The sequence below is a fragment of the Nitrospirota bacterium genome (genome assembly GCA_016212185.1).
GTDB lineage: Bacteria > Nitrospirota > Thermodesulfovibrionia > UBA6902 > DSMQ01 > JACRGX01.
In genome coordinates this window covers 1-21,677 of record JACRGX010000070.1, presented here as the reverse complement: position 1 = coordinate 21,677, position 21,677 = coordinate 1, and the positions used below count along the sequence as shown (strand labels likewise).

22 protein-coding genes are annotated in these 21,677 nt (G+C 43.8%); 20 read left to right on the top strand and 2 right to left on the bottom strand.

The genetic code is table 11. The features are described from left to right. The first annotated feature begins 78 nt into the window (after window positions 1-78). The 9 genes from proB (at window position 79) to HZA10_08500 (ending at window position 7,712) form a co-directional block, all read left to right on the top strand. A complete protein-coding gene (proB, locus tag HZA10_08540) occupies window positions 79-1,197 on the top strand; it encodes a glutamate 5-kinase (protein MBI5196356.1) in 1,119 nt (372 codons plus the stop codon). A 116-nt stretch (window positions 1,198-1,313) separates the two neighbouring features. Further along, window positions 1,314-2,213: a CopD family protein gene (locus HZA10_08535; GenBank protein ID MBI5196355.1), complete on the top strand. Its 900-nt coding sequence runs from the start codon at window positions 1,314-1,316 to the stop codon at window positions 2,211-2,213. Between the two features lie 9 nt (window positions 2,214-2,222). Next, the gene (locus HZA10_08530) at window positions 2,223-2,909 is read left to right on the top strand and encodes a hypothetical protein (GenBank protein ID MBI5196354.1); all 687 of its coding nucleotides are present in this window, start codon (window positions 2,223-2,225) and stop codon (window positions 2,907-2,909) included. A gap of 219 nt (window positions 2,910-3,128) precedes the next feature. After that, on the top strand, window positions 3,129-3,443 hold the full coding sequence (locus tag HZA10_08525; protein ID MBI5196353.1) for a cupin domain-containing protein: 315 nt from the start codon (window positions 3,129-3,131) through the stop codon (window positions 3,441-3,443). Between the two features lie 93 nt (window positions 3,444-3,536). After that, complete coding sequence (locus tag HZA10_08520) at window positions 3,537-4,412, top strand: ATP phosphoribosyltransferase (GenBank protein MBI5196352.1); 876 nt, start codon at window positions 3,537-3,539, stop codon at window positions 4,410-4,412. 21 nt (window positions 4,413-4,433) lie between these two features. After that, a complete protein-coding gene (locus HZA10_08515; protein ID MBI5196351.1) occupies window positions 4,434-5,537 on the top strand; it encodes an HD domain-containing protein in 1,104 nt (367 codons plus the stop codon). After that, window positions 5,534-6,565 carry a histidinol-phosphate transaminase gene (hisC, locus tag HZA10_08510; GenBank protein MBI5196350.1) on the top strand — a complete coding sequence of 344 codons (1,032 nt, stop codon included), beginning with the start codon at window positions 5,534-5,536 and terminating at the stop codon, window positions 6,563-6,565. Before HZA10_08515 ends, hisC begins: the two co-directional genes overlap by 4 nt. 16 nt (window positions 6,566-6,581) lie before the next feature. Continuing rightward, window positions 6,582-7,169 carry an imidazoleglycerol-phosphate dehydratase HisB gene (gene hisB / locus HZA10_08505; GenBank protein MBI5196349.1) on the top strand — a complete coding sequence of 196 codons (588 nt, stop codon included), beginning with the start codon at window positions 6,582-6,584 and terminating at the stop codon, window positions 7,167-7,169. A gap of 93 nt (window positions 7,170-7,262) precedes the next feature. Beyond that, on the top strand, window positions 7,263-7,712 hold the full coding sequence (locus HZA10_08500) for a hypothetical protein (protein ID MBI5196348.1): 450 nt from the start codon (window positions 7,263-7,265) through the stop codon (window positions 7,710-7,712). Window positions 7,713-7,824: 112 nt separating this feature from the next. Here HZA10_08500 and HZA10_08495 read toward each other — a convergent pair whose 3' ends face one another. Continuing rightward, window positions 7,825-8,247 (bottom strand): prepilin-type N-terminal cleavage/methylation domain-containing protein, encoded by a 423-nt coding sequence (locus HZA10_08495; protein MBI5196347.1) that lies wholly within the window; start codon window positions 8,245-8,247, stop codon window positions 7,825-7,827. A gap of 348 nt (window positions 8,248-8,595) precedes the next feature. Here HZA10_08495 and HZA10_08490 point away from each other — a divergent pair, with 348 nt between their 5' ends. Beyond that, window positions 8,596-10,185 carry a PAS domain S-box protein gene (locus tag HZA10_08490; GenBank protein MBI5196346.1) on the top strand — a complete coding sequence of 530 codons (1,590 nt, stop codon included), beginning with the start codon at window positions 8,596-8,598 and terminating at the stop codon, window positions 10,183-10,185. A 23-nt stretch (window positions 10,186-10,208) separates the two neighbouring features. Next, a complete protein-coding gene (locus HZA10_08485) occupies window positions 10,209-11,561 on the top strand; it encodes a sigma-54-dependent Fis family transcriptional regulator (GenBank protein ID MBI5196345.1) in 1,353 nt (450 codons plus the stop codon). 10 nt (window positions 11,562-11,571) lie between these two features. Here the strand turns inward: HZA10_08485 and HZA10_08480 are convergent, their stop codons facing one another. Beyond that, entirely contained in the window at window positions 11,572-12,975 is a 1,404-nt protein-coding gene (locus tag HZA10_08480) for a sigma-54-dependent Fis family transcriptional regulator (GenBank protein MBI5196344.1), read from the bottom strand. A gap of 129 nt (window positions 12,976-13,104) precedes the next feature. On the opposite strand from HZA10_08480, the gene HZA10_08475 reads away from it, so the two are divergent. The 9 genes from HZA10_08475 to pdxA all read left to right on the top strand — a co-directional run bounded on the left by HZA10_08475 (window position 13,105) and on the right by pdxA (window position 21,519). After that, a complete protein-coding gene (locus tag HZA10_08475) occupies window positions 13,105-14,091 on the top strand; it encodes an N-acetylmuramoyl-L-alanine amidase (GenBank protein MBI5196343.1) in 987 nt (328 codons plus the stop codon). Beyond that, a complete protein-coding gene (locus HZA10_08470; protein MBI5196342.1) occupies window positions 14,057-14,614 on the top strand; it encodes a GerMN domain-containing protein in 558 nt (185 codons plus the stop codon). Before HZA10_08475 ends, HZA10_08470 begins: the two co-directional genes overlap by 35 nt. Before the next feature lie 210 nt (window positions 14,615-14,824). Continuing rightward, window positions 14,825-15,547: a ribonuclease PH gene (rph, locus tag HZA10_08465; protein ID MBI5196341.1), complete on the top strand. Its 723-nt coding sequence runs from the start codon at window positions 14,825-14,827 to the stop codon at window positions 15,545-15,547. A gap of 33 nt (window positions 15,548-15,580) precedes the next feature. After that, window positions 15,581-16,273: a DNA repair protein RadC gene (radC, locus tag HZA10_08460; GenBank protein ID MBI5196340.1), complete on the top strand. Its 693-nt coding sequence runs from the start codon at window positions 15,581-15,583 to the stop codon at window positions 16,271-16,273. Window positions 16,274-16,500: 227 nt separating this feature from the next. Then, window positions 16,501-18,045: a bifunctional phosphoribosylaminoimidazolecarboxamide formyltransferase/IMP cyclohydrolase gene (purH, locus tag HZA10_08455; protein ID MBI5196339.1), complete on the top strand. Its 1,545-nt coding sequence runs from the start codon at window positions 16,501-16,503 to the stop codon at window positions 18,043-18,045. A 98-nt stretch (window positions 18,046-18,143) separates the two neighbouring features. Further along, a complete protein-coding gene (gene purD / locus HZA10_08450; protein MBI5196338.1) occupies window positions 18,144-19,430 on the top strand; it encodes a phosphoribosylamine--glycine ligase in 1,287 nt (428 codons plus the stop codon). A 96-nt stretch (window positions 19,431-19,526) separates the two neighbouring features. Then, the gene (gene purE / locus HZA10_08445; GenBank protein ID MBI5196337.1) at window positions 19,527-20,021 is read left to right on the top strand and encodes a 5-(carboxyamino)imidazole ribonucleotide mutase; all 495 of its coding nucleotides are present in this window, start codon (window positions 19,527-19,529) and stop codon (window positions 20,019-20,021) included. A 3-nt stretch (window positions 20,022-20,024) separates the two neighbouring features. After that, window positions 20,025-20,417, top strand: a complete 393-nt coding sequence (locus tag HZA10_08440) for a RidA family protein (protein MBI5196336.1) — start codon at window positions 20,025-20,027, stop codon at window positions 20,415-20,417. 121 nt (window positions 20,418-20,538) lie between these two features. Next, window positions 20,539-21,519, top strand: a complete 981-nt coding sequence (gene pdxA / locus HZA10_08435) for a 4-hydroxythreonine-4-phosphate dehydrogenase PdxA (GenBank protein ID MBI5196335.1) — start codon at window positions 20,539-20,541, stop codon at window positions 21,517-21,519. Window positions 21,520-21,677: the final 158 nt, after the last annotated feature.

Below are 21,677 nucleotides of genomic sequence, written 5' to 3'. Positions count from 1 at the left end.
AGCCCGTTAGAGAGTTATCTCTAAACGGGCTGAATCCGGTCAGACATGTCTTGATAGCAATAAAACATTTCCTATTGTATAATTTTGTATATTGTTAATCACATGAAACGGCTGGTTATAAAAATAGGCAGCAGCCTGCTTGCATCCGCAGAGCACGGGCTTAATGAAAAGCGCCTTCATACAATAACAAAAGACATCTCGGACATTGTTGACAGGGGCTGCGAAGTAATTATCGTTTCCTCGGGCGCTGTCGCCGCAGGGCTTAAGAAACTCGGTCTTAAGGAAAAGCCGAAAGACATAAAGCTCAAGCAGGCGGCGGCGGCAATCGGGCAGTCAAGCCTCATGTGGGCTTATGAACACAGTTTTGCGGAGTTTAATAAAAAAGCCGCACAGGTCCTTCTTACGCGTGATGACATAACCGACAGGCTGAGGTACATAAACGCAAAAAATACCCTGCTTACGCTTCTGGATTACGGCATTATACCCGTAATCAACGAAAACGACCCTGTTGCAATTGATGAGATAAAATTCGGGGACAATGATTTTTTAGCCTCTTTGGTTTCAGGTCTTGTGGAGGCTGAAATGCTTGTCATCCTGTCTGATGTGGAAGGGCTTTATACCAAAAACCCCGGCATTGGGGGCGCAGAGCTGATAAACTGCATTGATGCAATTACCCCTGAAATTGAAAAAATTGCAGGCAAAGAAGGAAGCGCCGTAGGCACAGGCGGCATGTACTCAAAAATCCTTGCGGCAAAACAGGCTGTAAGTTACGGGATTCCGGTTGTCATTATGAGCGGGAAAAAATCAGGTCTCCTCAGCCGCCTGCTTGAAGGCAAAGAGACAGGGACATATTTTAAGCCGCAAAAAGAAAAACTGTCATCTAAAAAGGGCTGGATTGCCTACGGCTTAAAATCAAAAGGCATGATATACCTTGATGAAGGGGCTATAAAGGCGCTTACGACGCGCGGCAAAAGCCTCCTGCCTTCGGGTGTAGTAAAAGTTGAAGGGCATTTCAACATAGGCGATGCTGTAACCTGCTTGACGCATGACGGAAAAAAAATTGCCAAAGGGCTTACTAATTATTCCTCAGTGGAACTCATGCGCATCAAGGGCAAAAAGACCTCTGAGATAGAGGGCGTGCTTGGGTATAAGTACTCGGACGAGGTCATTCACAGGGATAATCTGGCGCTGGTTTAAATGGATAGTGAGCGTATTCCTCGTGGTCTTGCCACAGGGAATATCAATATGTTTAAAACGCGTTGCAATAACCTTTTTTTTTATTATTTACAATAAATGCCATGGATAAATGGCTCATGAAAAGTTTATTTTTAATCTTCGTTCTTTTTTTATTCCCATCGCCCTCATTTGCAACAGAGGAATATGCCGAGCAGACAGGACGCCAGTGCAGTGAATGTCATATTGACGCAGCAGGAGGCGGCAGGCTTACAAAAGCAGGCGAGGACTTTATCAATGACCTGAAAATAAAAGGCTTTTACAGACCGCTGAAGAAATCGCAAAAGATAGTGCGCTTTATTATCGGCTACTTTCATATAATGACCGGAGTTGTATGGTTTGGAACAATCCTCTATGTCCATCTGATACTCAAACCCGCATATGCCGCTAAAGGGCTTCCAAAAGGGGAACTGATTCTTGGATGGATTTCAATAATAATCATGGCGATAACAGGCGCGCTTCTTACAATTGCGCGGATACCATCATGGGAAATGCTTTTTCACACGAGATTCGGGCTGCTTCTTATGACAAAGATTTTCTTATTTCTCATAATGGCTTCCACAGCCGTAATAGCGACATTTATAATCGGCCCGAAATTAAGGAAGCGAAGACAGCTTGAAATTCAGCAGGATAAGCAGGACCTCACAATTGAAGAATTGTCTCAGTGCGACGGAAAAGATGGAAGACCTGCCTGTTTTGCATATAAAGGCATTATTTACAATGTCACTAACAGCAAACTCTGGAAGGACGGCTCACACCTGAGGAAACATTCAGCAGGCAGCAACCTTACAGATGTCCTGAAGACTGCACCGCATGGAGAGGAAAAGATTTTTTCACTGCCTCAGGCCGGAAGACTTTTATCAGTAATGGGAAAACCGGAGAAATCCATTCATGAAAAAGTTTTTTATTTCTTTGCCTATATGAATCTCGTTCTGATATTTCTCGTTGTCTTTGTGATTGCGCTCTGGAGATGGTGGTAACTGGGAAAAATGACACAATACATCCTTCAGGAATACGGCGCATGGAGCGTGATGGTAATTTCATACATGGCGGGCATTCTTGCAGCCGGAAGGATGAGCGCTGGGGGCACAGTTTCCCTGATTGCGCTGGTCCTGCTCATAAACTCAAAACAGGCATTTACAAAGTGGATTCGCGAACATCATGCCTTGGCGCCTCTGATAATTTTAATCCTGCAGATATTACTTGCCTCTGCACTTTTAATTGCCATATCCGGCGCTGATACAATCAAACTTTTACCCTATCTCATGCTCCCTGCAGTTTATCTCCTGCTTTTCAGGTTTGCAGGCGAGCATTATTTTGTTACGGAGATATGCGGTTTTGCCCTTCTTACGCTGTCGGCTCCGATAGCAAAATTTGCAGTGACCGGCATTGTGGACAATAAACTTTATTTAAGCGCTGCAATTTTTTTCATTGCAGGTGTTTTAAGGGTAAGGGTGCAGACCAGAAAAAGCATGCTGGAGAGGATTTCAATGGTTATTTACATGCTGTTTGCCGCTGCTGCATATCACTTAATAGAAACTCCTCTTATAGTTCTCCTGCCCCTGATTGACAACTTGATTTTGTCGTTCACGCTTTACAGCGTGAAGCTAAAGACAACCGGTTGGATTGAATTGTCAAAAGGCATAACTTTTCTGATGCTGATGGCTTTAGTATGACATTCATCATGGCAGTGCGCCTCTTTAAAATGATAAATTAACCTACCCGCCACAGAGACGGCGGGGTATCATAAAAGTAAATCGTGCTTTGTCATTCCCGCTTGTCGGGAATCCTTCAGAAAGATTCTGGACAAGCCAGAATGACAGAAACAAGGAAACCCACAGCAGAGACTGTGGGGTATAGAAAACTAACTAATTAATAACAAAAAGGAGGACGTTATGGAAATACTTGATTTAAAAAAACTGATAAAATTCAATCCGGACAAAATCAGCAGGGAAATGCTTGCCGATAAACCCGAAATGCGCATTGCCCTGATGTGTCTTAACAAAGGGCAGAAACTCGCCCCTCACAAGGCGCCGCTCAGGCTTCTCATGTACTGTGTTCAGGGCAAAGGGACCTTTATCGTAGGCGATGAGCGCATAGAGGCAGATGAGAAAACCTGCATACTGTGCGACCCGCTGGTCCCGCACGGATTTGAAGCTAACAGAGGTGAAGAGCTTGTAGTAATGGCAGTCGTAACGCCGGTGGAGTAAGAACTGTTCACTGTTAACTGTTCACTGTTTACAGTTAACTGTTAACTGCCTCTTTGACTTATACCTGCTTAGAGTGTATTATTATTAAAAGATATGGGGAAAATTTTAAAAATCGGGCTTCCAAAAGGCAGTCTTGAGGAAGCGACATTAAAGCTTTTTAAAAAAGCAGGCTATCAGGTATCCGTAGATGCGCGTTCTTACTATCCGTCTTTTGACGACCCTGAAATACAGGCAATGCTCATCAGGGCGCAGGAGATGGCTAAATACGTTGAAGACGGCGTTCTTGACGCCGGACTTACCGGAAAAGACTGGATACTTGAGCAGAATGCAGATGTGCATGAAGCTGCCGAACTCAACTATGCAAAAGGCGGATTAAGACCTGTCAAATGGGTTATTGCAGTGCCTGAGAAATCCAAAATCAAAAGCATCCGGGATTTAAACGGAAAACGCATTGCAACAGAGCTTGTCGGCTTCACAAAAAAATATCTCAAATCAAGAGGCGTTAAGGCTGAGGTAAACTTTTCATGGGGAGCCACTGAAGTTAAGCCTCCTCATCTTGCGGATGCAATTGTTGAGCTTACAGAAACAGGCACGTCTTTAAGGGCAAATAATCTGCGGATTATTGAAACCATTCTTGAGTCAACCACCCGGTTTGTTGCAAACAAAAAGTCGTGGCATGACAAGTGGAAAAGGCAGAAAATGGAAAATATCGTGCTTTTGTTAAACGGCGCACTTGCGGCAGAAGAAAAAGTCGGCATTAAAATGAATGTGCAGGAGAAATCATTTAAACGGGTTCTGAGCCTTCTTTCAGCCATGCACTCGCCGACAATCTCGCCGCTTTCGGATAAGGGATGGTACGCCCTTGAGGTTATGACAGATGAAAAGACCGTCAGGGACCTCATCATCAGGCTCAAGTCGGCAGGCGCATCAGGAATTGTGGAGTATCCCCTGAACAAGGTGATTCCGTGAGCATTTACGTTACCCATAGAAATGGAAGATAAAACCACAACACGGAAGACACTTAAAGAACACATTAAACACTGGCAGGCACTGCTTGATACACTGCCATTCCCTGTGTCTGTTCATGACACCAACTTTAATATTGCGCTGGCAAACAAGCATTTTACTACAATATGCGGAAGGCCTGATGTTATAGGTTTAAAATGCTATCAGTTAATTCACTGCAAAGACCAGCCTTCTGAAAACTGCCCTGCAGAAAAAACACTTACGACGCTGACTCCTGAAACATCTGTCATCTATGAAGCAGAGCTAAAAAAACATCTCTCCATTTATGCATCGCCGATTCTCGCTGACAATGTCTTAATCGGAGCGACCCATTCTATTATTGATCTGACTGAAATAAAAAAATCCGAAGCCTCTTATAAAGAGCTTTCTGAGGTATTAGGGGCATCTCTGGAAGAATCCAAAAAAAGGGAGCAATCCCTTAGAACAGGCAAAGAGGCCTTTTTAAATATGCTTGAAGACATAGGCGAATCATACAGGGAGCTTGAGTACCTTTTTATAGGCATTGTGCGCGTGATCGTCAACGCCCTTGATGCAAAAAGCCACTGGACGAGAGGTCATTCCGAGCGGGTGACTCAATATGCAGAGTTAATTGCGCATGAGATGAATCTTGACGAAGATGATATAAAAAACCTCAGACTTTCCGCACTGCTTCATGACGTGGGTAAGATAGGGACTTATGATTACCTTCTGGACAAGCCCTCAGAACTTACCGACAGAGAACGAGAAATCGTAGAGGAACATCCTGCACAGGGTGCAAGCATCCTTAAAGAGATAAAACAATTAAATGAAATTATTCCATTAATCAGGCACCATCATGAAAGAATTGACGGCAAAGGGTATCCTGACGGGCTTAAGGATAAAAAGATACCGCTCGGCGCAAGGATACTTCACGTGGCTGACTCTTTTGACTCTATGACGGCAGACAGGCCTTACCGCCCTTCGCCAGGGGAAAAATACGCCATATCGGAATTAGAAAGATGCAGCGGCACGCAGTTTGATCCAGAGGTAGTCAAGGCCTTTCTGACTGCTCTTAACAAAAGCAAACAGAATGAACAGCCTTCCCAATGAATATCAAAAAATTAGTAAAACCAAATATCCGCTCCCTGTCGGCATATGAAGCAAAGGATATTGCGTGCGCAGTAAAGCTTGACGCAAATGAAAGTCCATATTCAGCGTTCAGTGTCCAAAAAAAATTTCAAACTTTAAACCGATACCCTGATCCGGAGGCAAAGGCATTAAGAAAACTCATTGCAAGGGAATTCAGTCTCCGGCCCGAAAACATACTTCACGGAAACGGCTCGGATGAACTCATTTATTATCTAATAACAACCTTCGGAGGCCCTGTTTTATATCCTGTCCCAACGTTTTCAATGTACGGGATTATCTCACAGGCGCTCGGTGAAAAAAAAATTGAGATACCGCTTGATAAAGAGTTTGATCTTGATCTTGAAAAAATCCTTAATGCAATAAAAAAATACAAGCCTAAACTTATTTTTTTAAGCTCGCCTAATAATCCCACAGGCAACTGCTTTTCCTCGGATAAGATTTTGAAAATCTTGTCACTGTTCACTGTTCACTGTTCACTTGTTGTAGTTGACGAGGCATACCACCCGTTTGCAGGCGATAAAAGTTTTACGCCGATGCTTAAAGACTATAAGAATCTTGTTATACTTAGAACATTAAGCAAAATCGGGCTTGCAGGCTTAAGGGTGGGCTTTCTTTTGGCTGATAAAAATATAGTCAATGAGGTAAATAAGGTAAGGCTTCCTTTTAATCTCAACTCCCTTTCCCAGACAATCGCATCTGATGCTTTGAAAGACAAAGCATTGATAAAGTCATATATCAGGACCATCGTCAAGGAAAGGGAAAAGCTCTTTAATAAACTGTCGGAAATAAAAGGCATCAGTCCCTGCCCCTCTGAGGCAAATTTTATTTTGTTTAAAACAGAGAATCCTGCTAAAATCTATAAAGGGCTCCTGAAGAAGGGCGTGCTTGTGAGAAACTTAAACGGGGTTGTTAAAGGGTGTCTGAGGGTGACGGTCGGGACGCCGGAGGAAAACAGGGTTTTTTTAAGGGCGCTGAAGAACACAATATGAAACAAGGGGGTTATAAATGAGAAAGGCAAAAGTTGAAAGAAAGACCAAAGAAACGAACGTAAGAATCAGCATTAACCTTGACGGCACAGGAGACTATAAGATAAACACCTCAATTCCGTTTCTGGACCATATGCTGAGCCTCATGGCCAAGCACGGACATATAGACATTAACGCAGAGGCCAAAGGCGATATTGAAGTTGATTACCACCATTTAATTGAAGACATAGGCATTGTGCTTGGCGAGGCAGTCAAAAAAGCCCTTGGACAAAAACTCAGGATCAGGCGCTACGGCGAGGCGCTTACGCCCATGGATGAAAGCCTTGTGCAGACAGTCATAGACCTCAGTGGAAGACCATACCTCATCTACAAAGTCAAACCGCCCAAAGACAGCACCTTAAAAGGCGCCGGCATGTCTATCTTTGAGGACTTCTTTAGGTCGCTGACAAATCACGCAGGCATGAATCTCCATATAATGCTTCTTTACGGCCGCGACCCGCATCACATTTTTGAGGCAGTATTTAAAGGCGTCGGCAGGGCATTAAGAAGCGCAGTTGAGATACATCCCAAAACAAAGGGCATACCGTCAACGAAGGGTATGCTCTAAGGACAGAGTTCCTGAAACTTATTATTGCAAAATCATCAATCAGCATTTCAAATTGCAAATTTAAAATGGTAAATTTGCATTGATAAATTTTTAATGAATCTTCCCGGGGATAAAAGAATCATCAGAGACAGGCGGAGATTTCCTACGCCGATTTTCTGCAGGCACACATTTATTGGCGGCAGAAGGAAAACCGCAAGAAGAAAAAATGACAAAAAAATATATTTATTTATGGACAGGTTCAGTTCAAGACTTCTGGTGTTTCTCCTTTTACTTCTGCTCCTTAACTGTATTGACGCTTTTCTGACCCTTTCTATGATTTATGAAGGCTCGGCTGACGAGGCCAATCCGGTAATGTCCTTTCTTCTTAAGCACGGGGTCTTGACTTTTATCATTTCAAAATTTTTTATCACAAGCTTTGCAGTTGTATTTTTCTGCCTCTTTAAAAATGTCAAAGCCGCACGTATTGGTGTGCTGTTTTTGATATTGATGTATCTGCTTCTCATACTGTATGAATTTAATATGGTTATCTCAATTCAACATTAACGGCATACGCAGGAGATTTATTTTTAATCCTGAAGATTAAAAAAGGTTTCCCCATTTAACTGGCTGGGGGGGGATGGGTTAAACGGGGAAACCGTAAAACACTGTGTTATGTTCACATCGGATTGATTTCAGGCAATGCAGCAATCATACTGCTTGTCACATCAAATCCCTGCTCTGTAAATGTGACCGTATATGCGCCATAACCTGCTGTTGAACCCTGACGTGTAAGCGTAAGCGACCATGAATCCTCAATGTTGCCGGAATTGCCTGCTGTGACCTGCCCCACTTTGAAATACTTGGGCGCGCCCATCCTCATGTCCATGCTTGTTATAGCGCCTGCATATGTGTGCTGACGTGCATGGAATCTTTCCTGAGAAGCCCTAACCGAGGCAAGATAATTAAACGCCTCCCTTGCCTTTGAACGCTCAGCCGCATCACGGTATCTCGGCACCGCAAATGCGGCAAGAACGCCGATTATCACAATAATGACTGTCAGCTCAACAAGTGTAAATCCTTTTATTATTTTAAATCTCATTTTTTTCTCCTCCTTCTGCATTTTTACATTGTCACAAAACCAGCCTGCTACTATCATTTTCTCCTATTTACTTCTTTTGTGCTATGACCTGCATCACATTTATTATGTTTGCATTTTTTATACCAGCAGGTTTATTTGGTAAAAATTTAAAAAATTCAATGAGTTTTGCCTTTGTAATTTATTTGTACGCTATAAATGATTTGTCATAACTGACATTTTTTGTCAGTAGTGCGATAATTATCCAGCTAAATGATTTCTTTCTAAATAAGCCCTCAAAAGCCCTGCTAAAATCCGGAGCGGCTTGACAGAAGGGAGGTACGGCAGATTAGAATTAAACACAAACCATTCATGCAAGAGGCTGTAAGAAAACTTACATATCTGATATTTCTCAGGGCAGTGCTGGTCACCGTCCTGCTTGGTTCATATTATCTCCCGAAAATCGGTTTCAGCACAATTGCACAGCCGGTCGTATTTTCCTACTTTGTGATTTTGCTGTATTTGCTGACGGCAATCTACATACTTTTTCTCCGGCAGATAAAAAATATCTCCCAGTATATCATCTTTGCATACACCCAGATTGTGATTGATATCCTTGCCGAGACAATTCTTCTTTATCTGACAGGAGGTCTGGCAAGCTGGTTTTCGTTTTTGTTTCCTGTCAGCATAATTTCAGCGGCGATAATGCTCAACCGCCGCGCCTGCTATGCTGCGGCAACACTCAGCAGCTGCATGTACGGACTGCTTATAACACTTCAGTTTGCAGGCATACTGCCTGTCACCACTGATATTGTTTTTATGGAAAAAGATTACTTTTATAACATTTTCTCTCACATTACCATCTTCTACCTTGTCGCCTTTCTAAGCGGTTATCATTCTGAAAAACTGTACAGGACCACCCGCAGTCTTGAAGAAAAAAATACAATCTTAAGCGACCTGAAGGTCTTCAGCAGGGACATAATTGAAAGCATGACAAGCGGCGTTTTTACAACAGACCTGAACTGGAAGATCGTTACCTTCAATACCTCTGCGCAGAAAATCCTTAAATGCAGTTTTGACAGCGTAGAGGGCAAAGATACTTCGGAAATATTCCCTTTTCTGGGCGGCTCAAAAAGAGTGTCTTTGGAGAGGATTGAGGGTACGGTTATAGTAGACGGTCGTTCTGTTCCTGTAGGGATGGGGATATCGGCGCTTAAGGACAGCCTGGGAAAACAGATAGGGATAATCGGTGTTTTTCAGGATCTGACAGAATTCAAGGCAATGGAGGCAGAGGTCAAAAAAAAGGAAAAGTGGGCCTTCATAGGAGAGCTTTCAGCATCCATTGCGCATGAACTCAGAAACCCGCTTGCATCGCTTAAGGCCTCCATTGATATGCTCCGTGAAAAAAAGGTTTCAAGCGAATATGCGGACCACCTCATGCAGATAGCGCTTTCAGAAATGGACAGACTGAATGCAATCATTACTGACTTTTTGCTGTATGCAAAACCGCAGGAACCGAATAAGACTTCCTTTGATTTACATCAGTACCTGAGTGACGTTGCCACGCTTTTGCGCAGTTCAGAAACAGGCAAGAAAAATGTTACTATATCCGAGGATATTGAGGGGCAGATGCTCATTACAGGGGACCCGAAACAGCTTTTACAGGTCTTCTGGAATCTCGGCATCAATGCGCTTGACGCTGTCACTGACGGAGGAAATATAAGCATCAGCACAAGGAAAACCAGCAGCACGGTAGAGATTTTATTTAAGGATACCGGCACAGGAATCAATCAGGAAAACATAGACAAAATATTTTATCCCTTTTTCACCACAAAGGATAATGGAACAGGGCTGGGGCTTGCGATAACGCAAAAAATTGTGGAAGCGCACGGAGGCAGGATTATGGTTAAATCCAAAAGCGACGGCACAACATTCAGGGTAATGCTGCCTGCAAATAATTGAAAACTGCAGATATGACAAAAGCTATTAAAGGCAAAGTCTTAGTCGTTGATGATCAAAAAAGCATAAGGGAGATACTGGAGATATTCCTTAAAAGCGAAGGCTTCAGCGTATCTGCCGCTGACAACGGCAGGACTGCCCTTGACATCATGAAAGACGATATCTTTGACCTTGTGATAACAGACATGAAAATGCCCAAACTCAGCGGCATTGACCTTCTCAAGAACATAAAGGAAATAGCGCCTAACACCGTAGTCGTGATTATCACTGCATTTGGCACTCCTGAATCCGCAGTAGAGGCCATGAAGCTCGGGGCCTTTGACTACATCCAAAAGCCCTTTAAGATGGATGACATCAGGCTTGTCATAAAAAATGCATTTGAAAAAAAGAGATTGCAGACCGACCTGTCCATTTTAAAAGAGCAGTTAGGAACCGCTTCCTTTGAAAATATGGTGGGCAAGAGCCCCGCGATGCTTGAGCTTTTCTCAATGCTGACCAAATATGCGTCAAGCAGCGCCAATGTGCTTATTACCGGTGAAAGCGGCACGGGAAAGGAACTTATCGCCAAGGCCGTATATAACCTGAGCCCCAGAAAAACCGGCAGATTCGTCACGCTTAATTGTGCCGCTATTCCTGAGGGACTTCTTGAGAGCGAGCTTTTCGGCTATATAAAAGGCGCTTTTTCCGGCGCAGTATCCAATAAAGAGGGGCTGTTTGAGCTTGCAGATGAAGGAACTATCTTCCTTGATGAAATTGCAGAAATGCCCGTCGCGCTCCAGGCAAAACTACTCAGGGTCCTTGAGGACGGGACCTTCCGCAGGGTCGGCAGCACATCGGATGTAAGAGTTGACGTAAGGATTATTTCAGCGACAAACAAAAATCTTCTTACCCTCATCAGCGAAAGACGTTTCCGCGAAGACCTTTACTTCAGGCTCAATGTGCTGTCGCTGAAAATCCCGCCCCTCAGGGAACGCAGAGAGGATATCCCCCTGTTAGTTGATAATTTCATAAAAAAATATGCAGGCGGGAAGAAACAGATTTCACAGAATGCAATTGAAGTCCTTATGAATTATATGTGGAAAGGAAACATAAGGGAGCTTGAAAATATAATTGAACGGGCGCTGCTGCTTCACGACAGTGAGGTTATTGATTCTCAGCATCTGCCCGAGGAAATAAGGACCGCTTCCTCCGCGGGAGAACACATTGCAATACCTTCGGGAGGCATAAACTTTGAAGATATGATTGAAGACATGGAAAAGGCATATCTCATGGAGGCGCTTGAGAAGGCTCACGGGATAAAAACAGACGCCGCAAAACTCCTCAGCCTCTCCTTCCGCTCCTTCAGGCACAGGCTGAAAAAATACGGGATAGACAAATAAGGAAGCGGATTTATACAGCATTCCTTGCCAGTCTTTTGTTCAGCGCCTGACGGGTAATGCCCAGAAGCGATGCCGCAATCCCCTGATTGCCGTTTGCACGTTTCAGCGCCTCTTCTATCAGAAATTCCTCGGCTTCTTTCATGGTTGGAAATTGGCCGGTGATATTCAGCCCTGACACTGCATCAGGCAATGAAACCGCCGGGTCAATTTTGGAATTTATCCCCTTGTTTTTGATAAATTCCTTAAAACTCTCCAGAGAAAGTATTCCAGACTTATGCTGTGCAACGGCATCAAAAATCATAGCCTGAAGCTCGCGGACATTGCCCGGGAAATCATAGTTTACAAGAAGCGTTATAAGCTCGCGCGGATATACCGGTTTTTTCTTATTCACAGACCCTGCCGCCTCCGCAATAAACTGCTCAATCAGCAAGGGAATATCCTCACGCCTCTCCCGCAAAGGCGGAATGTGGACATGATGGGTGCAGAGCCTGAAATACAGGTCCTTTCTGAAATTGCCCTCTGAAATCAGTTTCTTCAGGTCCTTATTTGTACTGACAAGAATCCGGGCATAACTGGTTCCCGGGGTATCCGAGCCGAGAGGGTAATATGTTTTTTCCTCCAGCAGGCGCAGCAGTTTAACCTGAGCCGTACTGCTCAAGTCGCCTATTTCATCAAGCAGCAAAGTACCCCCGGATGCCTGGACAATTAAACCCTTTCTGTCCTTATCAGCGCCTGTATATGCGCCCCTTTTATGACCGAATAAAGTATCTGAAAATACCGGATCGTCAAGCCCTGCCACATTTACCGGAATAAATTCGCCGCTAAGCCCGCTCACATTATGTATTATCCTTGAGATTAACTCCTTCCCTACTCCAGTCTCTCCGGTAATACAAATCGGCTTATCGGATTTTGCAATTGCTTCAACATAATAGAAAATAGCCTTCATGTTTTTATTGACTGTAACTACAGGTGCAAAAAAATCTTCATGCTCCAGATGCCCGTGAAGAATTTTTTGCGTAAGAGCAGAGACCTCATCCCGCAGAGTTATAAGTTCCAATGTCTTTTTAACACATGAAACAAATCTGCTTTTTTCAACCGGTTTGACAAGATAATCCCCTGCGCCTTCCTTCATGCACTCCACAGCCTTGTCCAGATCATTTACCGCAGTCATGACAATGACCGAAATCTGAGGGAATTCCTGTTTGATTTTAGACAGGAGTTCAATCCCTGAGATATGCGGCATAATAAGGTCTAATATAATTACTGCCACATCCTGTCTGCCAAGCAAAGGCATAACCTGCCGGCTGTCCTGAACCGTCAGGACATTTGCAATACCAGAGCTTCGCAAAATCAAGCTGTAACTGAGCAGTATCTGCTGCTCGTCATCTACCAGAAGAACCTGCTGGGAATTCATGCTGCTCACCTCCTGATGTATCGTACTACGAAAAAACCAATGACGCTTTTAGTGAATATCATAAAAACCTTAATTTTGTCAATAAGTTTCATAATGCAATAAGTCCTCAGAAAATGGTAATATCTTGCCATGAAACGCATAAATTTAAAATTCATAATTTTCCTGCTTGTTATTTCTTTCATCCCTCATGGCATTCAGTCTGCAGAACTCCCCCAGATAAAGTTAAGGGGCAGCAGGCATCCTGAGTTTGTAAGGATTGTCATGGAGGGGCCTGAAGCCTTGATATCAAAAGGCATTGTCAACCAGAGGGGGCAGGATATTGTGGTCCATTTTCAGGGTCCCGGATTCTCGCTGGAGGATGTTGAACTTCCGTTTGCCTATAAAACCGTAAGAAACACCGTGGTGTTTTCTCCAAAAGATTTCAAGCAATTTAAAACCGCATTTCTAAAATCCCCGCCCAGACTGGTTATTGATGTCTATCAGGACATAAAGATTGAGGAGAAAAAAGACGAGGTAAAGGATAAAATAATTCCACTTAAGACCAGAATAATCATCATAGACCCGGGACATGGAGGCTATGAGTATGGTTTGATTGCAGGCAATTACAGGGAAAAAGACGTTGTTTTAGACCTTGCCAAAACACTCAGGGCCTTAATTGTAAAAGGAGGAGCGCAGTGCCTTTTTACAAGAAACGGCGACCAGATTATACCCCTGGCAGAACGCGCCGCTTTCTCAAACAATAAAAAAGGCGAAATCTTCCTGAGCCTCCATACCGGCAGACATAAGGATATTGTATTATATACTCCTGTATTATCGGGAAGCCCCCCCATGGATGAAGGCGTTTCCGCAGGACAGAGACCTTTTATCTCAAAAACATCGGCTCTCATGGAGTCTATGCAGAAGGCCGTCAGGGAAAATTTGGGCGCCAATATGGTATCAGTAACGCCTCTGCCATACAGCGTACTCTCGGGGATTGAGGCGGCAGCCCTGATAATTGAACTGCCGTCTTTTGGGGAGTCCGGTTATGAAACTGAATTTAAAAAAATGCTGGTAAATACTATTTTAAAAGGCATTTATTTTTATGAAGGGAATCAGGCGAATCAAAACCGGAGCTAATTTCTGGACTTATCTGCTTATTGCCTTTGCAGTATTTACGGCTGGGGCGCTGGGAAGTTATTTTTATTTTAAACCGAGGCTTGCACTTGAACTCCCTTTCATTGCGGACATTGCGGCAAAAGAAGAAGCAAAAAAATATCCATGGGGAAAAGAAAAAACGGTTGAAGAAATTTTAACAGCCGGAGAGGGTAAAGAACTTATTGACGACACTGTTCTTACAGACATTGAAAACTCAGTTAAGAAAAATATTATGTCCTATGATGTTAAAATAATCGCGGTGTCAATGGACAAAGACAGTATCTTTTACATTGATTTAAGCAGTGAGCTTAAAAAATCTTTCAAAGGCGATGCGTCTGAGGAATACAGCATTATTGAGGGTCTGTATAAAAGCCTCAGGGAAAATATACCTGATCTGACCGCTATGAAAATACTGATGGACAGCAAAAACACAGACAGCCTCGGCGGACATATTGACCTCTCGGCGCCGCTTTCCGGAAAGGTCTTTGAAGATTCATCCCGTTAAAAAAGTTTTATGGAAAAGAGGGCAAAAACATGAAACCACGGAGGGCGCAAAGAGTTTTTTATTGCAAAATTATCAATTATCATTTCAAAATGCAAATTTTAAATGCTAACTTTGTCCCGACAGGTCGGGAATAAATTTACAATGAATATTTTCTCTGTGTTCTCTGTGGTTATGTTTAGACAATACGGGTACAAAAATTAGGAGGGTATTATGCGTCCTGACAAAAGGGCTGCCAATGAACTTAGAAGCATTAAAATCACGAGAAATTTCTTAAATACCGCCGAGGGTTCTGTTTTAGTTGAAGCAGGCAATACAAAAGTCATCTGCACTGCTTCCATAGAAGACAGGGTGCCCCCGTTTCTTAAAGAGCTGGAAAGGGGATGGGTTACAGCCGAATACTCCATGCTACCGCGTTCAACACCTACAAGGATAACGAGAGAAGCAACAACCGGAAAAGTCGGCGGAAGAACCCATGAGATACAAAGACTTATCGGAAGGACCATGCGGTCAGTCATGGATATGGACCTGCTCGGGAAGCGCACCATCTGGCTTGACTGTGATGTCATTCAGGCAGACGGAGGCACAAGGACTACGGCAATAACAGGCGCGTTTATCGCCCTCTCGGATGCTGTAACATATGCAATGAAAAACAACATAATTGAAAAATACCCCATTAAGGATTTTGTTGCGGCTGTAAGCGTCGGTATTGTGGACGGAGAGCCGCTGCTGGACCTGTCATATGCAGAGGACTCAACTGCAGAGGTTGATATGAACATAGTAATGACCGGCTCGGGGAAATTTATTGAAGTTCAGGGCACCGCCGAATCCATGCCTTTTGACAAGGAACAGTTTCAAAGGCTCCTTGAACTGGCGGAATCCGGGATTAATAAAATTATTGCAATACAGAAAAGTGTCTTGGGAAATACAGGTTAAATTTTTTCAGAATCATTAGGGGACATTTTTGACGTGGAATACAAAAGCATAAAAAACTGGCCTGAGGATGAAAGACCGAGGGAAAGGCTCCTTAAATTCGGGGCCGGGGGACTAAGCACCGCACAGCTTCTTGCAGTAATATTAAGAACCGGCGGAAAGAACAAAAGCGCCCTTGAGCTGGGACGTGAACTGCTGTCGGAATTCAAAGGCTTGAGGGAAATATCAGACGCCTCTGCGGCTGAACTCTCAATAGTCAGAGGCATAGGCGGGGCAAAGGCAGCTCAGGTAAAAGCTGCGCTTGAGCTGGGGAAGCGCATGCTTCAAAATTCCGCAGAAAATAGCCGGGAGACGCAGGGCGTCAAGCACAGCAGGGATGTGTACGATTACTACAGACACAAGTTTTTCGGTCAGAAGAAGGAAATGTTTTTATGCGCCATGCTTGATATTAAAAACCGGATTTTTAAGGACGCAACTGTTTCCGTGGGCACCCTGACAAGCTCCCTTGTTCATCCAAGGGAGGTCTTCAGGCATGCGATAAAAGAGGCGGCGGCCTCAGTGATATTCATCCACAATCACCCGAGCGGAGACCCGAGCCCGAGCAAAAACGATATTGAGATAACCGGACGGCTTATTGAAACAGGCAGGATTGTGGGCATCAATGTCTTAGACCATGTGATTGTGACTGACGAAAGATATGTCAGCATTATGGAAGGCGGGTATTTATAGGATAGAAATTGCAAGGTAAAGGCATGTATGTCAAAAAAAGCTTTGTGCAACCCCACTGAACATGCCATACTGCAATTTCCAAACGACTAAAATTTATAAGAAAAAACTTTTAAATGCTTTGCAGTATGGCATCTAAAAATCTTGTTGCTTTCTAAAGATTTTGAGGATATATGTGCCTTTACTTAAAGCTGCAAGTTGAAATTTAAAACTGACATTCAGGAGGAAAAATGAGCAAGGTTCAAAGGGCCTTAATAAGCGTATCGGACAAAAACGGTATTGTAGAATTTGCAAAAGAATTATCCGCAATGGGAGTAGAAATTCTGTCAACCGGAGGCACGGCAAAGGCATTGCGCGAGGCCGGCCTTCAGGTTACGGAGGTCTCCGACTACACAGGATTCCCTGAGATGCTTGACGGAAGGCTTAAGACCCTGCATCCGAAAATTCACGGAGGGCTTCTTTCAAGGCGGGATCATAAAAAAGACATGGAGGACATAAACAAACACAGCATCAAGCCCATAGACATGGTAGTTGTTAATCTCTATCCTTTTGAGGCCACGGTGTCAAAGCCCAATGTAACTTTTGACGAGGCAATTGAAAACATTGATATAGGCGGTCCCACAATGCTCAGGGCAGCTTCAAAAAATTTCAAAGACGTTGCCGTGGTGGTGGACCCTGCGGATTACAAAAAGATTATTGAAGAGTTTAAGGGCGGCGGCATCAGTCATGACACAAAATTCTATCTGGCGCAAAAGGTATTTTCACACACCGCCCGGTATGACACCATTATTTCCAATCATCTTGCGGCATTTTTAAAGTCCGCGGAAACTTTTCCGCATCATCTTAACCAGACTTTCTCAAAGGTAGCAGATTTAAGATACGGAGAGAATCCGCATCAGAAGGCAGCCATCTACAGAGAGCCTCTTTACAAAGGACTCTCCCTTGTTGACGCCAAGATACTGCAGGGCAAGGAAATGTCCTATAACAATTACCTTGATTCGGCATCGGCAATAGACCTTGTGCGGGAATTCAGGGAGCCGGCAGCAGTAATTATCAAGCACAATAATCCATGCGGTGTTGCAACTGCCGATAAAATTGAAACTGCATATGTAAAGGCATATGAGATTGACCCGCTCTCTGCCTTCGGGGGCGTAATTGCATTAAACAAAAATGTGAATCCGGCGACTGCGAGGGAGATACTGAAGCTTTTTGTTGAAATAATCATAGCTCCCGGGTTTGACTCAGATGCCCTGATGCTTCTAAATGAAAAACCGAATATCAGACTGCTCGTGCTTGATATCTCGCAAAACCCCACGGGTATTGATATGAGAAAAATTCAGGGAGGCTTGCTTGTTCAGGAAAGGGATACAGGCATGGTGAATAACATCAGGGCTTTGAAAGCGGTTACAAAAAGAAAGCCTACTGACGATGAATATGCCGCCTTGTCATTTGCATGGAAGGTCTGCAAGCATATGAAATCAAATGCAATCATATACGCTACAAAAAACAGCGCGGTGGGAATCGGAGTCGGTCAGACAAGCAGGGTGGACTCCGCAAAACTCGGCGCCATGAAGGCGCTCGGCTCGCTCAAAGGCACGGTCGTCGGCTCTGATGCGTTTTTCCCGAACAGGGACGGAATTGACTACATTGCATCAATGGGCGTGACAGCGGTGATTCAGCCCGGCGGCTCAATCAAGGACAATGATGCTATAGCAGCGGCGGATGAGCACAATATGGCAATGGTGTTTACCGGAATGAGGCATTTTAAACATTAACTAACAAAACATTGCAAATTGTAAAATTAACAATAATCATTGCAAATTTGAAATGCTAATTTTGCATTGAGCATTTTGAAATTTCTTAAGGAGATATAATGAAGGTTCTTGTCATTGGAAGCGGGGGGCGTGAGCACGCCCTCGTATGGAAGCTGAGCCGAAGCCGGAGAATTGATAAGATATTCTGCGCGCCGGGCAATGCGGGCATTGCAGAGATTGCTGAATGTCTTGATATAAAGGCAGATGACATTGATTCACTGCTGAACTTTGTCAAATACGAAGGGGTTGATTTAACAGTCGTCGGCCCTGAAGCCACGCTTGCCGCAGGCATTGTTGATGTATTTGTCAGGGAAGAACGCCGGATTTTCGGTCCCAATGCCTCAGGCGCAAGACTTGAGGGAAGCAAGGTGTTTGCAAAAGACTTCATGCGCAAATACGGAATCCCTTCTGCCGAATATAAGACATTTTCATCTTATTCGCAGGCAGTGGAATACATAAGGCTAAAAGGCGCTCCGGTTGTAATTAAGGCAGACGGGCTTGCCGCAGGCAAAGGCGTATTTGTGTGCAAAACAGCGGATGAGGCGATAAATTCCCTCAAATTAATCATGAAGGATAAGGTATTCGGCAGCGCAGGCAATAAGGTCATAGTGGAGCAGTGCCTGATTGGGGAAGAGGCTTCTTTTATGATTCTGACTAACGGCAAGACAGTCATCCCTCTTGCTACTTCTCAGGACCACAAAACGATTTTTGACGGCGACAAGGGACCGAATACAGGCGGCATGGGCGCTTACAGCCCGGCGCCCGTTGTAACTGAAGATTTACAGGCAAATGTCATGAAGACCGTGATAAATCCCCTGATAAAGGGGCTTGCAAAAGAGCGCATAAAATACAGGGGCGTGATTTATGCCGGTCTTATGATTTGCCAAGGGAAACCATATGTGCTTGAGTTTAACTGCCGGTTCGGCGACCCGGAGACACAGCCTATTTTAATGAGGCTTGAGAGCGATTTTCTTGATATGCTGAATGCAACTGCAGAGGGAAAGCTTAAGGATGTCAAGGTTTCGTGGAAAGACAATGTTTCTGTCTGTGTTGTCATAGCTTCAAAAGGATACCCTGACGCATATGAAAAGGGCAAAGTAATCACAGGACTTGATGCATTAAAAGATAATGACAATACAGTGGTCTTTCATGCAGGAACAAGCTCTGCCGATGGAAAGATTGTCACCTCAGGCGGAAGGGTTCTCGGTGTGACTGCGCTCGGGGAAGACATCCAGACAGCTAAGAAAAATGCCTACAAGGCAATTGAGAAAATTCATTTTGACGGGATGCATTACAGAAAAGATATAGGGGATAAAGCGATTAAAAATAGGGGTCAAGGGGCATAGGGGTCATGGATTCAAGTGAACTGCAAAAAACGTATTAATAAATTCACTTGACCCCTTGAATCCTTGAATCCTGGAACCCTTTAAGGAGGTTACTACATGAAACCGAAAGTTTTAATCATCATTGGCAGTGATTCTGATTTGCCGATTATGCAGGAGGCAGAAAAGATTCTTAAGCAGTTTAATATTCCATATGACATTACCGTGGCCTCTGCACACAGGAGTCCTGAGAGAGTGGTCCAGCTTGTCGCAGGCGCAGAGGAAAAAGGTGTTGAGGTAATAATTGCGGGCGCGGGCGCAGCCGCGCATCTTGCAGGCGTTATTGCCGCACATACGATACTTCCTGTGATAGGCGTGCCCATAGACTCTTCTCCGCTTAAGGGAGTTGATGCGCTTTTTTCAACGGTCCAGATGCCCCCGGGCATACCAGTTGCGGCAATGGCAATAGGAAAAGCAGGCGCAAAAAATGCCGCCATCTTAGCCGCCCAGATTTTGCAGTTTAGAAACCCGTCTCTTTCAAAGGCATTAAAAAAATACAAAAAGAAAATGGCGCTTGACGTGCTTGAGAAGGCAAAAAAAATCAGGAAGAGGTAAGCCATGCCCAAAAAAATACTTTATACGGATAAAGCACCGACGCCAAAAGGACCATATTCTCAGGCAGTAATTCACAATGGTTTGTTGTATATCTCAGGGCAGGGGCCTGTTGACCCTGAAACAGGTACAATACTGAGAGGAACTATTGAAGAGGAAACAGAGATAACCCTTAATAATATAAAGACCATTATTGAAGAGGCAGGTGCCAGTCTGAAAGATGTAATAAAAGTTACCTGCTACCTTGCGGATATGGATGATTTTGGAAGATTTAATGAAGTGTATAAAAAATATTTTACGGATGAACCTCCCGCACGGTCAACAATTCAGGCAGGACGCCTGCCGATGGACATTCAGATAGAGATGGATGCGATAGTGGCATTGCCTAAAATAAATTAAAAAAACAAACACTCAATTAACCACAGATTACGCAGATTTACACAGAAAAAGCATAAAAACATAAAAATATTTTTGAAAATCTGTGAAAATCTGTGGCTAAATTTTTATAATTTCTTATACGATGAAAAAGATAGCCATAACAATGGGCGAGCCCGGGGGCATAGGGCCTGAGATAATCGTAAAGGCGCTTTTCTGCGCTGAAATAAGAAACTTCTGCACTCCAATAGTTATCGGCGATATTGAGATAATCAAAAAGGCAGTGAGGCTTACAGGGCTTTCACTTGAAGTCACGCCACTTTTAAAAATCACAAATTCAAAACCAAAAGCGGGAAAAATTGAAGTGCTCGGCGTCAAATCCTCTAAGCCGTTTAAAAAATGTTCCGCATCAGCGGAAGCAGGCACGGCTGTTGTAAGTTATGTAAAAAAGGCGGTTGAGCTTGCACTTAAAAAAGATGTTCATGCCATTGTCACAGCTCCCGTATCAAAAAAATCCCTGAAGCTTGCGGGTTTTCGCTGGCCCGGGCATACGGAACTTCTGGCTGAACTTACCGGGACAAAAGATTTTTCAATGATGTTCGCCGGAGAGAAATTAAAAATAATCCTTGCCGCAATACATGTGCCGCTAAAAGATGTGCCCGGCCTGCTCAATAAAAAACTCGTGCTCAAAACAATCCTCCATGCAAAAAAGGGGATGGACATGCTTGGCATCAGAAAACCCCGTATTGCAGTTGCAGGCTTAAATCCCCATGCAGGAGAGACAGGCATACTTGGAACTGAGGAAATAAAATTAATTACCCCGGCTGTCAATGAAGCGCGCAAAAAAGGCATTAACGCATCAGGCCCTTATCCGCCTGATGTTGTATTTCACAAGGCATACAGAGGGGATTTTGATATTGTCGTATGCATGTATCATGATCAGGGGCTAATTCCTTTTAAAATGCTTGAATTTGAAAAAGGGGTGAATGTGACTGTCGGGCTTCCAATAATAAGAACTTCGCCTGACCACGGCACTGCCTTTGACATAGCATGGAAGAACAAGGCAAATCCCTCAAGCATGCTTGAGGCGATAAGGCTTGCGGCAAGATTAAAACTAAAGGATTAAACCACAGAGGACACAGAGGATTAATTGCAAAATTATCAATTATCATTTCAAAATGCAAATTTTAAATGCTAACTTTGTCCCGACAATTCGGGACTAAATTTACAATGAATATTTTCTCTGTGTGCTCTGTGGTTGATATATTTTAAAATGAAAATCGT